Source organism: Streptomyces sp. NRRL S-378 (assembly GCF_000720645.1).
GTDB lineage: Bacteria > Actinomycetota > Actinomycetes > Streptomycetales > Streptomycetaceae > Streptomyces.
In genome coordinates, this window is sequence record NZ_JOBX01000032.1 from 31,072 (window position 1) to 44,875 (window position 13,804).

Here is a 13,804-nt window from a genome sequence, read left to right on the forward strand (position 1 = left end):
GCGGTCATCCGGTGGGGACCGGGGCCGAAACGCGCCCTTCCTACGGTCGGTTCCACGGACGCGACAGCTGTGGAGGCGTGTGATGACCGGAACCGCACCGCGCAAGCGGGGCCGCTGGATCGAGCAGTGGGATCCCGAGGACGAAACCTTCTGGAAAGAGACCGGGGAGCGGGTCGCCCGCCGCAACCTGCTGTACTCCGTGCTCTCCGAGCACATCGGATTCTCCATCTGGTCCCTCTGGTCCGTGATGGTCCTCTTCATGGGCCCCGAGTACGGCATCGACCCGGCCGGAAAGTTCTTCCTGATCGCGACGGCGACCTGTGTGGGCGCCTTCGTGCGGGTGCCGTACACCTTCGCCGTCGCCCGCTTCGGCGGCCGGAACTGGACCGTCCTCAGCGCACTGCTGCTGCTCGCCCCGACGGTCGCCGCGATCGTCGTCATGGAACCGGGCACCTCCTACGGGACCTTCCTGCTCGTCGCCGCCCTCACGGGGGTGGGCGGCGGCAACTTCGCGTCCTCCATGACCAACATCAACGCCTTTTTCCCGCTCCGGAAGAAGGGCTGGGCGCTCGGCCTGAACGCGGGCGGCGGCAACATCGGCGTGCCCGTGGTCCAGCTGGCCGGCCTGCTCGTCATCGCCACCGCCGGGGCCGGCCACCCGCGGCTGCTGCTGGGCGCCTACATCCCGCTGATCGTGCTCGCCGCGGTGCTGGCGGCCGTACGGATGGACAACCTGGCACCGGTGCGCAACGACACCGGTGCGGTCCGCGAGGCCCTGAAGGACGCGCACACCTGGATCATGGCGTTCCTCTACGTGGGGACGTTCGGGTCCTTCATCGGCTACAGCTTCGCCTTCGGCCTCGTCCTCCAGACCCAGTTCGGGCGCACCCCGCTCCAGGCGGCCTCGCTGACCTTCATCGGACCGCTGCTCGGCTCGCTGATCCGGCCGGTGGGCGGGGCGCTGGCCGACCGCTTCGGCGGGGCCCGCATCACCCTGGGCACGTTCCTGGCGATGGCCGCGGCGACCGGAGTGGTCGTGCTCGCCTCACAGCGCTCCTCGCTGCCGGTCTTCCTCGTCGGGTTCGTGGCCCTGTTCGTCCTGAGCGGGCTCGGCAACGGCTCGACGTACAAGATGATCCCTGGCATCTTCCAGGCGAAGGCGCTGGCCCGCGGTATGAGCGGCGAGAGCGCCGCGGCGTACGGGCGGCGGCTCTCCGGCGCCTCCATGGGGCTCATCGGCGCGATCGGCGCGCTCGGCGGGCTGGGCATCAACCTGGTCTTCCGGGAGGCGTTCCGCACCTCCGGGTCCGGCACGACCGCCTTCGTCACCTTCCTCGGCTTCTACGCGCTGTGCTGCGCGGTGACCTGGGCGGTATACCTTCGCCGCCCGGCGGCAGTGACGGTCGAGGCGGCCGAGGCCCCGGCGAAACCGCAGCTCACGTCGGTGTAACCGGGGCGAAATACGGGTGAACCGAGTCCGACACGCCGAGTTGGCAGGCTCGGTCCACCCGTACCGCCCCCCCATGCGTCAGTAGGCAGGTCACGATGGACGACAGGAACACCGGCCCGCTCGCGGGATTCACCGTCGGGGTCACCGCCGCCCGGCGGGCGGACGAGCTCATCGCCCTGCTGCGGCGGCGCGGGGCGGCGGTGCTGCACGCGCCCGCGCTGCGGATCGTGCCGCTCGCCGACGACAGTGAACTGCTGGCCGCCACCAAGGAACTGATCGGCTGCCCGCCGGACGTGGTCGTCGCCACCACCGCGATCGGCTTCCGCGGCTGGGTCGAGGCCGCCGACGGGTGGGGGATCGGCGAACAGCTGCTGGAGACGCTGCGCTCCACCGAACTGCTCGCGCGCGGGCCGAAGGTCAAGGGAGCCATCCGGGCCGCCGGGCTCGTGGAGGAGTGGTCCCCGGAGTCGGAATCGCTCGCCGAGGTACTGGACCGGCTGCTGGCGGCCGGGGTCGACGGCCGGCGGATCGCGCTCCAGCTGCACGGCGAGCCGCTGCCCGGCTTCGTCGAGGCGCTGCGGGCCGGCGGGGCCGACGTGGTGGTCGTCCCGGTGTACCGGTGGATGGCCCCGGAGGACCTCGCCCCGCTGGACCGGCTGCTGGACGCCGTCGTCGGCGGCGGGGTGGACGCCGTCAGTTTCACCTCGGCCCCCGCGGCGGCCTCGCTGCTGTCCCGGGCCGAGGAGCGGGGGATGCGGGAGGCCGTACTGGACGCGCTGCGCGGCGGCGGGCCGCTGACCGCGTGCGTCGGGCCGGTGACGGCGCTGCCGCTCCAGGCGCTCGGCGTGGACACCGTGCAGCCCGAACGGTTCCGGCTCGGCCCGCTGGTGCAACTGCTGTGCCGGGAGCTGCCCGGCCGGGCCCGGGTGCTGCCGGTGGCCGGGCACCGGCTGGAGATCCGGGGCCACGCGGTCCTCGTCGACAAGGAACTGCGGCCGGTTCCCCCGGCCGGGATGGCCCTGCTGCGGGCCCTGTCCCGGCGCCCCGGATGGGTGGTGGCCCGCGCGGAACTGCTGCGGGCGCTGCCGGGCGCGGGGCGCGACGAGCACGCCGTGGAGACGGCCATGGCCCGGCTGAGGGCGGCGCTCGGGGCGCCGGGCCTCATCCAGACGGTGGTCAAGCGCGGGTACCGGCTGTCGCTGGACGCGGGCGGCGAGGAGAAGTACGGGGAGCTCCCGCAGGACGCCGCGGTGACGGCCAGGGGAGTCCTGGGCTAGCGTGCCGGGATGATCATTGACGGGGTGGAGATGAGGGGCGTCGCGCTGGACGACGCCGCCGCACTGGCCGAGGCGTTCGCGCGGAACCGGGTGAACATGGCGCCGTTCGAGCCGTTCCGGCCCGACTCCTTCTACACGGAGCGGGGGCAGCGGGAGCGGATCGGGCAGCAGCTGGAGTCCCGGGACGCCGGCCGGCTGCTGCCGTTCGTGTTCGTGGACCTCGCGAGCGGCACCCCGCTGGGGACCATCAACCTCGGCAACATCCAGCACGGACCGCTGAGCAGCGGCGGCCTCGGCTACTGGGTCGACGAGGCCTGCCGGGGCAAGGGGCTGGCCACGGCCGGCGCCCAGGAGGTCTGCCGGATCGCCCGTGACGAGGTGGGGCTGCACCGGGTCGAGGCCGGGACCCTGGTCGACAACACGGCCTCGCAGCGGGTGCTGGCGAAGGCGGGCTTCGAGCAGTACGGACTCGCGCCGCGCTACCTCCACATCAACGGCGCCTGGCGCGACCACCGCCTCTTCCAGCGCATCCTCCACGACGACCCGCCGGCCCCCTGAGCGGGGCGCACTGCCGCATCCCGGCCCCGCCCGGCACGTCCAGCCCCTCCGGCGTTCGAGGAGCGGGGCCTGTGGCGGACCCACCGGTTCGGGGGCTTCCCCAGCGGGCAGCGTACGGGCACTCTGGGGAGGCGCCCCACGACGCGAGGCGGTGACGGGCATGCGGTTCGATTCCGGGCGGGTCTGCCTGGACCTGGTGGCCACTTTCACCCCCCACGAGGGGATCCCGGACGGCGACGGACTGCGGCTGTGGCTCGCCGGGGCAGGGCTCGTGCCCGACCGGACACCGCTGGCCCGGGTGGGCGCCGACTGGGCCGCGGCCTTCCGCGCACTGCGCGCCGACGTGGAGACCCTCGTACGGGCGGAACTGGCCGGGGGCGGGCCCGACGAGGACGCCCTGGCCCGGGTCAACGCGCTGGCCGCCGGACCACCCCCGGGTCTGTGCGCCGTACGGGACCAGGAAGGGCACCTCGTGCGGGAGTTGTGCGGCGGCGTGGAATGCGGTGCGCTGCTCGCGGCGGTGGCCCGCGACGCCGTCGAGCTGCTCACCGACCCCGGTGACCGCGCCCTCCTGCGGGCCTGCGCGGGCGACGGCTGCACCCGCGTCTACCTGGACACCTCCCGCGGCCACCGCCGCCGGTGGTGCTCCAGCGAGCTGTGCGGCAACCGCGAACGCGTCGCCCGCCACCGCCGACGGCTCCTGGCGTCCGGATCCCGGTAGTCGGCGTACCACTGAGCGAGACCCGTTGCGGAACGGGCGTGCGGACAGGGGGCCGGTTCGCGTACGGTTGACGGTCGCCCATGCACGTCAGAAGGGGGCCTTGGTGGCCGCGCAGGATGCCGCTGTCGACAGCACGGCGGATTCCGTCCGCGATCGGGAGATCGCGGTCGAGCAGACGCATCTCGACCAGGTGTACCGACGCCTCGAGGAGAAGATCCACGAGGCGGAGTTCCTCATGAACGACGCCGCGCAGCGCGGCCAGGTCGGTACGCCCGGAGCCCTGGCCGAGCGCGACGCGCAGGTCTTCCGGGCGGGCATCCACCTGAACCGGCTGAACAACGAGTTCGAGGACTTCCTCTTCGGCCGCATCGACCTGGTGCTCGGCAAGGACGGGGAGCGCGGGCCGGACGGCGCGTACACCTCCGTCGAGCCCGCCGACGCGGCGATCCGCGAGGACCTCACGGCCGACATCGCCGAGACCCTGCACATCGGCCGCATAGGAGTCCTGGACTCCGACTACGCGCCGCTGGTCATCGACTGGCGTGCGCCGGCCGCCGCGCCCTTCTACCGCTCCACGCCCAAGGAGCCGGGACGTGTCGTGCGCCGCCGCGTCATCCGCTCCAAGGGCCGCAAGGTGCTCGGTGTCGAGGACGACCTGATGCGCCCCGAGGTCACCGCCTTCCTCGACGGCCGTGAGCTCCCCGCCATCGGTGACGGCGCGCTCATGGCCGCGCTCGGGCGGGCCCGTACGCACTCCATGCGCGACATCGTGTCCTCCATCCAGGCCGAGCAGGACCTGGTCATCCGGGCCCCCGCCGCCTCCGTCGCCGAGGTCGCGGGCGGTCCCGGCACCGGCAAGACCGCCGTCGCCCTGCACCGCGCCGCCTACCTGCTGTACCAGGACCGCCGCCGCTACTCCGGCGGCATCCTCATCGTCTCCCCGACCCCGCTGCTCGTCGCGTACACCGAGGGCGTGCTGCCCTCCCTCGGCGAGGAGGGCCAGGTCGCCATCCGGGCGCTCGGTTCGCTGGTCGACGGCGCCGAGGCGACCACGTACGACGACCCGGCCGTGGCCCGGATCAAGGGCTCGTCCCGGATGCTCAAGGTCCTGCGCAAGGCCGTGCGCGGCACCCTGGAGCTCGGCGACGACCGGGGCCCGGCGCCCGACCGGCTGCGCGTGGTGGCCTTCGGCCACCGCCAGGAGCTGGAGGCCGACGAGCTGAACCGGATCCGGCAGAACGTGCTCGGCGGCACCGCGCCCGTGAACCTGCTGCGTCCGCGCGCCCGCAAGCTGCTGCTGGACGCCCTGTACGCGAAGACCGGCGCCGCCGGCCGGCACAGCGACCCGGAGCTCGCCGCCGAGCTGCGGTCCGCGTTCGACGAGGACATCTCCACCGAGGACGACTTCATCGGTTTCCTGAACGCCTGGTGGCCCGAGCTGACCCCGCGCCGGGTGCTCGCCGCGATGGCCGACGAGCGCAAGCTCGGCCGCTGGTCGCGCCGGGACCTCAACCCGCGCGAGACCCGCCAGCTGGCCCGTTCGCTGCGCCGGGTGGGTCCGGACGGCAAGGGCCCCCTGTCGGTGCACGACGTGGCGCTGCTCGACGAGCTCCAGCAGCTCCTCGGCGCCCCCGCGCGGCCGAAGCGGAAGCGGGAGATGGACCCGCTCGACCAGCTCAGCGGGCTGGAGGAGCTGATGCCGACCCGCGAGGAGACCCAGTGGGAGCGGGCCGAGCGGCTCGCTGCGGAACGCACCGAGTACGCACACGTCATCGTGGACGAGGCCCAGGACCTGACGCCGATGCAGTGGCGGATGGTGGGCCGCCGGGGCCGGCACGGCACGTGGACGGTCGTCGGCGACCCGGCGCAGTCCTCCTGGACGGATCCGGAGGAGGCGGCGGCCGCCCGCGACGAGGCGCTGGGGTCCCGGCCGCGCCGGCGCTTCACGCTCACGGTCAACTACCGCAACCCGGCCGAGGTCGCCGAGGTCGCCTCCCGGGTGCTGCGCCGGGCGATGCCCGGCATGGAGCCGCCGTCGGCCGTGCGCTCCACGGGGCTGGAGCCGCGGTTCACGGCTGCCGACGGGGAGCTGGGCGCCGTGGTGCGGGAGGAGACGCGGCGGCTGCTGGAGCAGGTGGACGGCACCGTCGGTGTGGTCGTGGCCATGGACCGGCGTGCGGAGGCCGCGGGCTGGCTCGCCGACCTGGGCGAACGGGCGGTGGCACTGGGCAGTCTGGAGGCCAAGGGCCTGGAGTACGACGCCACGGTGGTCGTCTCCCCGGCGGAGATCGCGGACGAGTCCCCGGCGGGCCTGCGGGTGCTGTACGTGGCGCTGACGCGTGCCACGCAGCAGCTGACGGTGGTCGCGGCCGAAGCGGACAAGCCGGACGCGGACGGGGTGCCCGAGCTGCTGCTGCCGTAGGGGCCGGGGCCCGCTCGGGGCCGCGTACGGCCGGATGGTCCGCGGCCAGGCGCGTGGTCCCGGGAACCGACCGCGACCAGGGGGATCACAATCGGCGATCCTTTGTTAGCCTGGGTACGGCACCGATTCGATCCAAGCCCCCGGGCCCAACCTTCGTCGCTCAGAGCGACCACTTGCCGCGAGGCGAGCATGGCGGGTCGGTGTCATAGACGTATGAAGAACCAGGTCCGCGCCCTCCACCTGTGGGGGGCGCGGACCTGTTTCGTATGACCCCACCCTTCCGAACCCCCCTCATATCTCGTATGGTGGAAGAGTCTTTCCGAATTTTGTAGCTGGTTACCTTGTACCGGCTGGTAGGTGGGACGATCGGACAACAGGTCCTGCCGCACCTGCTGTGGAGCGTGGGCCCTGTGTGTTAAGCGAACCAGGGACAGAAGAGGAAACACGGCCATGGCAACGGCGCCCAGCGTCTCGTATTCGATGACGGTCCGCCTGGAAGTGCCCGCGAGCGGAACCGCGGTCTCCCAGCTCACCACCGCCGTGGAGTCCTCCGGAGGGTCGGTCACCGGTCTCGACGTCACCGCCTCGGGCCACGAGAAGCTGCGGATCGACGTCACCATCGCCGCGACCTCCACCGCGCACGCCGACGAGATCGTGGAGAAGCTGCGCGGCATCGAGGGCGTCAGCCTCGGCAAGGTCTCCGACCGTACGTTCCTGATGCACCTCGGCGGCAAGATCGAGATGTCGTCGAAGCACCCCATCCGCAACCGTGACGACCTCTCGATGATCTACACCCCGGGCGTCGCCCGCGTGTGCACCGCCATCGCCGAGAACCCCGAGGACGCGCGCCGCCTGACCATCAAGCGCAACTCCGTCGCAGTCGTGACGGACGGTTCGGCCGTGCTGGGCCTGGGCAACATCGGCCCGATGGCCGCGCTGCCCGTCATGGAGGGCAAGGCGGCCCTCTTCAAGCGCTTCGCCGGCATCGACGCCTGGCCGATCTGCCTCGACACCCAGGATTCCGACGAGATCGTCGCCATCGTCAAGGCCATCGCCCCGGGCTTCGCCGGCATCAACCTGGAGGACATCTCCGCGCCGCGCTGCTTCGAGATCGAGGCCCGGCTGCGCGAGGCCCTCGACATCCCCGTCTTCCACGACGACCAGCACGGCACCGCGATCGTCGTGCTCGCGGCCCTCACCAACGCACTGCGCGTGGTGGGCAAGGCAGTTGAGGACGTCAAGGTCGTCATGTCGGGCGCCGGCGCGGCCGGTACGGCCATCCTCAAGCTGCTCCTCGCGGCGGGTGTGAAGAACGCCGTCAGCGCCGACATCCACGGTGTCGTGCACGCGGGCCGCCCCGACCTCGTCGACGCGGCCGCTGACTCCCCGCTGCGCTGGATCGCCGACAACACCAACCCCGAGGGCTACACGGGCACTCTGAAGGAGGCCGTGGTCGGCGCCGACGTGTTCATCGGCGTCTCGGCCCCGAACGTGCTGTCCGGCGAGGACGTCGCCGCCATGGCGGAGGGTGCCATCGTGTTCGCGCTCGCGAACCCGGACCCCGAGGTCGACCCGGCCGTGGCCCGCCAGACGGCCGCCGTGGTGGCCACCGGCCGCTCCGACTTCCCGAACCAGATCAACAACGTGCTGGTCTTCCCCGGCGTCTTCCGCGGTCTGCTGGACGCGCAGTCCCGCACGGTGAACACCAGCATGATGCTCGCCGCCGCGACCGCGCTGGCCGACGTCGTCGGCGAGGACGAGCTGAACGCGAACTACATCATCCCGTCGGTGTTCAACGACAAGGTCGCCGGCGCGGTGGCCGGCGCCGTCCGCAAGGCCGCCTCGGCCGCGCAGAACGGGCCTGTGACGGGCCTCACGGCTCCCTGATCCCCGGCGCGTCGCGAGATGCGGGCCCGCGGGGCCGCCTCTAGGGTTGCGGGGATGCCAACGAGCTCCGCTGTTCGCATCCCACGGGTGCGGACGGAGCGTCACCGGGGCGTGACTGTGGCGCTTTTCGTGTGACCCCGGCGGGTGCCGGATTGGCTTTCCCGCCGCTGGTGGGGGCAGGATGCGTAACCGGGCGAGAGGGTCTGACGTTCAGACCCGGGTCCGGGGACTGTCCTAGGGCCCTGGCAGCATCGGCTTCGATCTCACGCCTCTAAGGCAAGTTGAACACGGGAGTACAACATGAACCGCAGTGAGCTGGTGGCCGCTCTGTCCGAGCGCGCCGAGGTGACCCGCAAGGACGCCGACGCCGTTCTGGCCGCGCTCGCCGAGACCGTCGGCGAGATTGTCGCCAAGGGCGACGAGAAGGTCACCATCCCCGGCTTCCTGACCTTCGAGCGCACCCACCGTGCCGCTCGCACCGCGCGCAACCCGCAGACCGGCGACCCCATCCAGATCCCGGCCGGCTACAGCGTGAAGGTCTCCGCGGGCTCCAAGCTCAAGGAAGCCGCCAAGGGCAAGTAAGTCCTGCCCCGGCGCCGGGGGCCGGCAGGCCCTCGGGACGTCGAGCACGGCTGCATGCAGCAGCAGTACGCAGAACGGTGAAGGGCGGCCACCCCGGGCGGGGTGGCCGCCCTTTCGCCTGCCCTCGGTGCGCCGGCGCCGGGCCCGGCGCCGGCGCACCGAGGGCAGGCGCCGCCTCGCCCGGCCCGCGGGGCCCCGGCCCGGCCCTGTGAGGCCCCGTCAGGGCCCGTCACGGCCCGTCAGGGCCCTCCCCGGTCCGCAGGGGACCCGGCAGCGCATGCGAAAGCCCCCCGGGCCCTTGCGGGGCCCGGGGGGCTTCGATGTCCGTACGGGCGTACGGACGGACGGGCTAGACGAGGTCGCCGCCCGGCAGCTCGACCTTCGCACCGAGCTCGACGAGCTTCTCCATGAAGTTCTCGTAGCCGCGGTTGATCAGGTCGATGCCGTGGACCCGCGAGGTGCCCTCGGCGGCCAGCGCCGCGATCAGGTACGAGAACCCGCCGCGCAGGTCGGGGATGACCAGGTCGGCGCCCTGCAGCTTGGTCGGGCCGGAGACGACCGCCGAGTGCAGGAAGTTGCGCTGGCCGAAACGGCAGGCCGAGCCGCCCAGGCACTCGCGGTACAGCTGGATGTGAGCACCCATCTGGTTGAGCGCCGAGGTGAAGCCGAGCCGGGACTCGTAGACCGTCTCGTGGACGATCGAGAGGCCGGAGGCCTGCGTCAGGGCCACCACGAGCGGCTGCTGCCAGTCGGTCTGGAAGCCGGGGTGCACGTCCGTCTCCAGCGCGATGGCGTTGAGCGGGCCGCCCGGGTGCCAGAAGCGGATGCCGTCGTCGTCGATCTCGAAGGCGCCGCCCACCTTCCGGTACGTGTTCAGGAAGGTCATCATCGAACGCTGCTGGGCGCCGCGCACGTAGATGTTGCCGCCGGTGGCGAGCGCCGCGGAAGCCCAGGAGGCGGCCTCCAGGCGGTCCGGGAGGGCCTTGTGGTTGTAGCCGCCGAGCCGCTCCACACCGGTGATCCGGATGGTGCGGTCGGTGTCCATGGAGATGATGGCGCCCATCTTCTGCAGCACGCAGATGAGGTCCTCGATCTCCGGCTCCACGGCGGCGTTGCTGAGCTCGGTGACGCCCTCGGCCAGGACGGCCGTCAGCAGCACCTGCTCGGTCGAGCCGACGGAGGGGTAGGGCAGGCGGATCTTGCAGCCGCGCAGCCGCTGCGGGGCCTCCAGGTACTGGCCGCCCTCGCGCTTCTCGATGGTCGCGCCGAACTGGCGGAGCACGTCGAAGTGGAAGTCGATCGGCCGGCCGCCGATGTCGCAGCCGCCGAGGCCCGGGATGAAGGCGTGGCCGAGACGGTGCAGCAGGGGCCCGCAGAAGAGGATCGGGATGCGCGAAGAGCCCGCGTGGGCGTCGATGTCCGCGACGTTCGCGCTCTCGACGTGGGTGGGGTCGAGCACGAGCTCGCCCGGCTCCTCGCCGGGACGGACCGTCACCCCGTGCAGCTGGAGCAGCCCGCGCACGACACGCACGTCACGGATGTCGGGAACGTTGCGCAGCCGGCTGGGTTCGCTGCCGAGCAGAGCGGCGACCATGGCCTTGGGCACGAGGTTCTTCGCACCGCGGACACGGATCTCGCCCTCGAGCGGGGTACCGCCGTGGACAAGCAGTACATCGTCACTGATGCCGGTCATGAATCTCGCGTTCCGGAGAGGGTGGGCAGGGGACCAGGGAAAAGGGTAAGGGCCATCACCCCCTTGTTCGTAAGGCCGACGTGGCCGTAGGACTGTCATGAATTCGGCACAACACCCTCCGTATCCACCGCATGGCGGAGTGTTGCGTTCCGCCCCGTTCGTCCGTACGCGCTCCTCGCTGACGCCGTGCGCCCTGAGCTGCGAGCGATCCGATCTGTCCGCCCGCTCCCCGCGAAGGGCGGTTGTGCGGGATCATGGCGGCATGACCGAGGTGTCCTCCCTCACAGGGCGGCTGCTCGTGGCCACCCCCGCCCTCGCGGATCCGAACTTCGACCGCGCGGTGGTGCTCCTGCTCGACCACGACGAGCAGGGCTCCCTCGGCGTGGTCCTCAACCGGCCGACCCCGGTGGGCGTCGGTGACGTCCTGCTGCCCTGGGCGCCGCTGGCCGGAGCCCCTGGCGTGGTGTTCCAGGGCGGGCCGGTGGCGCTGGACTCGGCCCTGGGGCTCGCCGTCGTCCCGGGCGAGGAGGGGCCGCTCGGCTGGCGCCGGGTGCACGGCGCGATCGGGCTGGTCGACCTGGAGACGCCGCCGGAGCTGCTGGCCCCGGCGCTGGGGGGCCTGCGCATCTTCGCCGGTTACTCCGGCTGGGGGCCGGGCCAGCTGGAGCAGGAGCTGGGCGAGGGCGCCTGGTACGTGGTCGAGTCGGAGCCCGGAGACGTGTCGTCGCCGGATCCGGAGCGGTTGTGGCGGTCGGTGCTGCGCCGCCAGCGCAGCGAACTCGCGATGGTCGCCACCTATCCGGACGACCCGTCGCTCAACTGACTGGCGCGGGGTTAAGTACCCTGGGTCCATGAGCACTCTTGAGCCCGAGCGCGGGACTGGCACGGGGACCCTCGTAGAGCCGACGCCGCAGGTGTCGCACGGTGACGGCGACCACGAGCGCTTCGCCCACTACGTCCAGAAGGACAAGATCATGGCGAGCGCGCTCGACGGGACCCCCGTCGTCGCGCTCTGCGGCAAGGTCTGGGTACCGGGCCGGGACCCGAAGAAGTACCCGGTCTGCCCCATGTGCAAGGAGATCTACGAGTCCATGGGCCCCGGCGGGGACAAGGACAAGGGCGGCAAGGACAAGTAGTCCGAGCCCGCTCACACGCCTTTCGCGGGACCGGGCCCCCGGCGCACCACCGTGCGTCCGGGGGCCTTTGCCGTGCCTGCGGGGCGCGTTAGGGTCGGCGCCACGAGCACCCGGCGGAACGTGTGTTGCGCAGGGCGCAACCGCTGCCGCGAAGGGCTGTGACGCATGGACCTGATCCGCGCGGGCCTGATCCCCGCACCCCGGGTCGTACTCCTCGACGAGGGCGGGCGCCGCTTCGCGTTCGGCCCCGAGCCCGCCCTCGACGCCGGGCCCGGCACCGGATCCGTCGCCCGCTGGATGCGGCGGGAGCTGGGGGCGGCCACCGGCTGGGCGCTGCCCCCCGCGGGGACCGGCTCCGGCGCGGTCGCGGAGCTGCGGCTGCGGATCGACCCGGACGTCGCGGGGGACCGCGGGCCGGAGTCGTACCGCATCGACGTCGGCGAGGCCGGGGCGGAGCTGACGGGCGCGACGGCGGCCGGACTCTTCTGGGGCGCCCAGACCCTGCGCCAGCTGCTCGGGCCCGACGCGTACCGCAAGGCGCCGCTGCCCGGCCGCACGTGGAGCCTGCCGTACGCCGGCGTCGTGGACGGCCCCCGCTTCGGCTGGCGCGGGATGATGCTCGACGTCGCCCGGCACTTCATGCCCAAGGACGGCGTGCTGCGCTACATCGACCTGCTCGCCGCCCACAAGCTCAACGTGCTCCACCTGCACCTGACCGACGACCAGGGCTGGCGGATCGAGATCCGGCGGTACCCGAGGCTGACCGGGGTCGGCGGCTGGCGGGCGCGCAGCCGCCGCGGCCACCGGGCCTCGCCGCTGTGGGACGAGACCCCGCACGGCGGCTTCTACACCCAGGACGACGTCCGCGAGATCGTCGCGTACGCCGCCGAGCGGCACGTCCGGGTGGTCCCGGAGATCGACGTACCGGGGCACTCGCAGGCCGCGATCGCCGCGTACCCGGAGCTGGGCAACACCGACGTGGTCGACACGGCGGCCCTCGGCGTCTGGGACGACTGGGGGATCTGCGAGAACGTCCTCGCCCCGACCGACGCCGTGCTGCGCTTCTACGAGGGGGTCTTCGAGGAGCTGCTGGAGCTGTTCCCGGCGGAGGTCTCGCCCTTCGTGCACGTGGGCGGCGACGAGTGCCCCAAGACGCAGTGGAAGGCCTCCCCGGCCGCGCAGGAGCGGATCCGGGAGCTGGGCGTGGACGGCGAGGACGGGCTGCAGTCCTGGTTCATCCGGCACTTCGACGGCTGGCTCGCCGAGCGCGGGCGGCGGCTGATCGGGTGGGACGAGATCCTGGAGGGCGGGCTCGCGCCGGGCGCCGCCGTGTCTTCGTGGCGCGGCTGCGCGGGCGGGATCGCCGCCGCCGAGGCCGGCCACGACGTGGTGATGTGCCCCGAGCAACAGGTGTACCTGGACCACCGTCAGGCGGGCGGTCCGGACGAGCCGATGCCCATCGGGTACGTGCGCTCGCTGGAGGACGTCTACCGCTTCGAGCCGGTGCCGCCGCAGCTGTCTCCGGAGGCGGTGGCCCATGTGCTGGGCGCGCAGGCCAACATGTGGACCGAGGTGACGGAGGACCAGGGCCGGGTCGACTACCAGGTGTTCCCGCGGCTGGCGGCCTTCGCGGAGGTGGTGTGGTCGCGGCAGCCGGCGCCCGAGGAGCGCGACTTCGCGTGGTTCGAGGAGCGGATGGCCGCGCACTACCCGCGGTTGGACGCCCTGGGCGTCGGCTACCGGCCGCCCGGCGGCCCGTTGCCCTGGCAGCGGCGGCCGGGGGTGCTCGGGCGTCCCGTCGAGGGCGCGCCCCCGAACGTGTGACACGGGGGCACGCGGGCCGGCCCGGGGCCGGCCTGAACGGAAAGGGAACGGGTACGGAACTCTCGCTGGATTTCCCGCTATACGGGGAAAACCGGGCAATACGGGAGGAGGGCCGTCGAAGGCGGTGCCACGGGGCTCTCCACCCCGTACGGGACACCGCGCGCGACGGTGGCGGTACGGGGAGACCCTCGCGCCGGGCGGCCCGGAAGATGTGCCAGAGTTGCCACGTCCCGGCGGTGAGCACGTACCGTACG

At 72.6% G+C, this 13,804-nt stretch carries 11 protein-coding genes; 10 read left to right on the forward strand and 1 reads right to left on the reverse strand.

Going from position 1 to position 13,804, the window contains the following annotated elements; all coding sequences use genetic code 11:
• Positions 1-82 precede the first annotated feature (82 nt).
• The 7 genes from IH80_RS0122275 (at position 83) to IH80_RS0122305 (ending at position 8,897) form a co-directional block, all read left to right on the forward strand.
• On the forward strand, positions 83-1,450 hold the full coding sequence (locus tag IH80_RS0122275) for an MFS transporter (RefSeq protein WP_030962758.1): 1,368 nt from the start codon (positions 83-85) through the stop codon (positions 1,448-1,450).
• Between the two features lie 95 nt (positions 1,451-1,545).
• Positions 1,546-2,727, forward strand: a complete 1,182-nt coding sequence (locus IH80_RS0122280) for a uroporphyrinogen-III synthase (RefSeq protein WP_030962759.1) — start codon at positions 1,546-1,548, stop codon at positions 2,725-2,727.
• A gap of 9 nt (positions 2,728-2,736) precedes the next feature.
• Positions 2,737-3,285: a GNAT family N-acetyltransferase gene (locus tag IH80_RS0122285; protein WP_030962761.1), complete on the forward strand. Its 549-nt coding sequence runs from the start codon at positions 2,737-2,739 to the stop codon at positions 3,283-3,285.
• Positions 3,286-3,445: 160 nt separating this feature from the next.
• Entirely contained in the window at positions 3,446-4,006 is a 561-nt protein-coding gene (locus IH80_RS0122290; protein WP_030962762.1) for a CGNR zinc finger domain-containing protein, read from the forward strand.
• A gap of 103 nt (positions 4,007-4,109) precedes the next feature.
• On the forward strand, positions 4,110-6,428 hold the full coding sequence (locus IH80_RS0122295) for a HelD family protein (protein WP_030962763.1): 2,319 nt from the start codon (positions 4,110-4,112) through the stop codon (positions 6,426-6,428).
• 450 nt (positions 6,429-6,878) lie between these two features.
• Positions 6,879-8,315 carry an NAD-dependent malic enzyme gene (locus IH80_RS0122300; RefSeq protein WP_030847449.1) on the forward strand — a complete coding sequence of 479 codons (1,437 nt, stop codon included), beginning with the start codon at positions 6,879-6,881 and terminating at the stop codon, positions 8,313-8,315.
• Positions 8,316-8,615: 300 nt separating this feature from the next.
• The gene (locus IH80_RS0122305; protein ID WP_007264399.1) at positions 8,616-8,897 is read left to right on the forward strand and encodes an HU family DNA-binding protein; all 282 of its coding nucleotides are present in this window, start codon (positions 8,616-8,618) and stop codon (positions 8,895-8,897) included.
• Positions 8,898-9,246: 349 nt separating this feature from the next.
• Here the strand turns inward: IH80_RS0122305 and murA are convergent, their stop codons facing one another.
• On the reverse strand, positions 9,247-10,590 hold the full coding sequence (murA, locus tag IH80_RS0122310; RefSeq protein WP_030771691.1) for a UDP-N-acetylglucosamine 1-carboxyvinyltransferase: 1,344 nt from the start codon (positions 10,588-10,590) through the stop codon (positions 9,247-9,249).
• Positions 10,591-10,852: 262 nt separating this feature from the next.
• Here murA and IH80_RS0122315 point away from each other — a divergent pair, with 262 nt between their 5' ends.
• The 3 genes from IH80_RS0122315 (at position 10,853) to IH80_RS0122325 (ending at position 13,550) form a co-directional block, all read left to right on the forward strand.
• A complete protein-coding gene (locus IH80_RS0122315) occupies positions 10,853-11,413 on the forward strand; it encodes a YqgE/AlgH family protein (RefSeq protein WP_030962765.1) in 561 nt (186 codons plus the stop codon).
• A gap of 28 nt (positions 11,414-11,441) precedes the next feature.
• Complete coding sequence (locus tag IH80_RS0122320; protein ID WP_030010729.1) at positions 11,442-11,726, forward strand: DUF3039 domain-containing protein; 285 nt, start codon at positions 11,442-11,444, stop codon at positions 11,724-11,726.
• Positions 11,727-11,891: 165 nt separating this feature from the next.
• On the forward strand, positions 11,892-13,550 hold the full coding sequence (locus IH80_RS0122325) for a beta-N-acetylhexosaminidase (RefSeq protein ID WP_030962767.1): 1,659 nt from the start codon (positions 11,892-11,894) through the stop codon (positions 13,548-13,550).
• Positions 13,551-13,804: the final 254 nt, after the last annotated feature.

Coding starts and splice junctions, on each gene's coding strand:
- IH80_RS0122280 (WP_030962759.1), top strand. CDS start 1,546: ATGGACGACAGGAACACCGGCCCGCTCGCGGGATTCACCGTCGGGGTC.
- IH80_RS0122290 (WP_030962762.1), top strand. CDS start 3,446: ATGCGGTTCGATTCCGGGCGGGTCTGCCTGGACCTGGTGGCCACTTTC.
- IH80_RS0122275 (WP_030962758.1), top strand. CDS start 83: ATGACCGGAACCGCACCGCGCAAGCGGGGCCGCTGGATCGAGCAGTGG.
- IH80_RS0122300 (WP_030847449.1), top strand. CDS start 6,879: ATGGCAACGGCGCCCAGCGTCTCGTATTCGATGACGGTCCGCCTGGAA.
- murA (WP_030771691.1), bottom strand. CDS start 10,590: ATGACCGGCATCAGTGACGATGTACTGCTTGTCCACGGCGGTACCCCG.
- IH80_RS0122285 (WP_030962761.1), top strand. CDS start 2,737: ATGATCATTGACGGGGTGGAGATGAGGGGCGTCGCGCTGGACGACGCC.
- IH80_RS0122315 (WP_030962765.1), top strand. CDS start 10,853: ATGACCGAGGTGTCCTCCCTCACAGGGCGGCTGCTCGTGGCCACCCCC.
- IH80_RS0122305 (WP_007264399.1), top strand. CDS start 8,616: ATGAACCGCAGTGAGCTGGTGGCCGCTCTGTCCGAGCGCGCCGAGGTG.
- IH80_RS0122325 (WP_030962767.1), top strand. CDS start 11,892: ATGGACCTGATCCGCGCGGGCCTGATCCCCGCACCCCGGGTCGTACTC.
- IH80_RS0122320 (WP_030010729.1), top strand. CDS start 11,442: ATGAGCACTCTTGAGCCCGAGCGCGGGACTGGCACGGGGACCCTCGTA.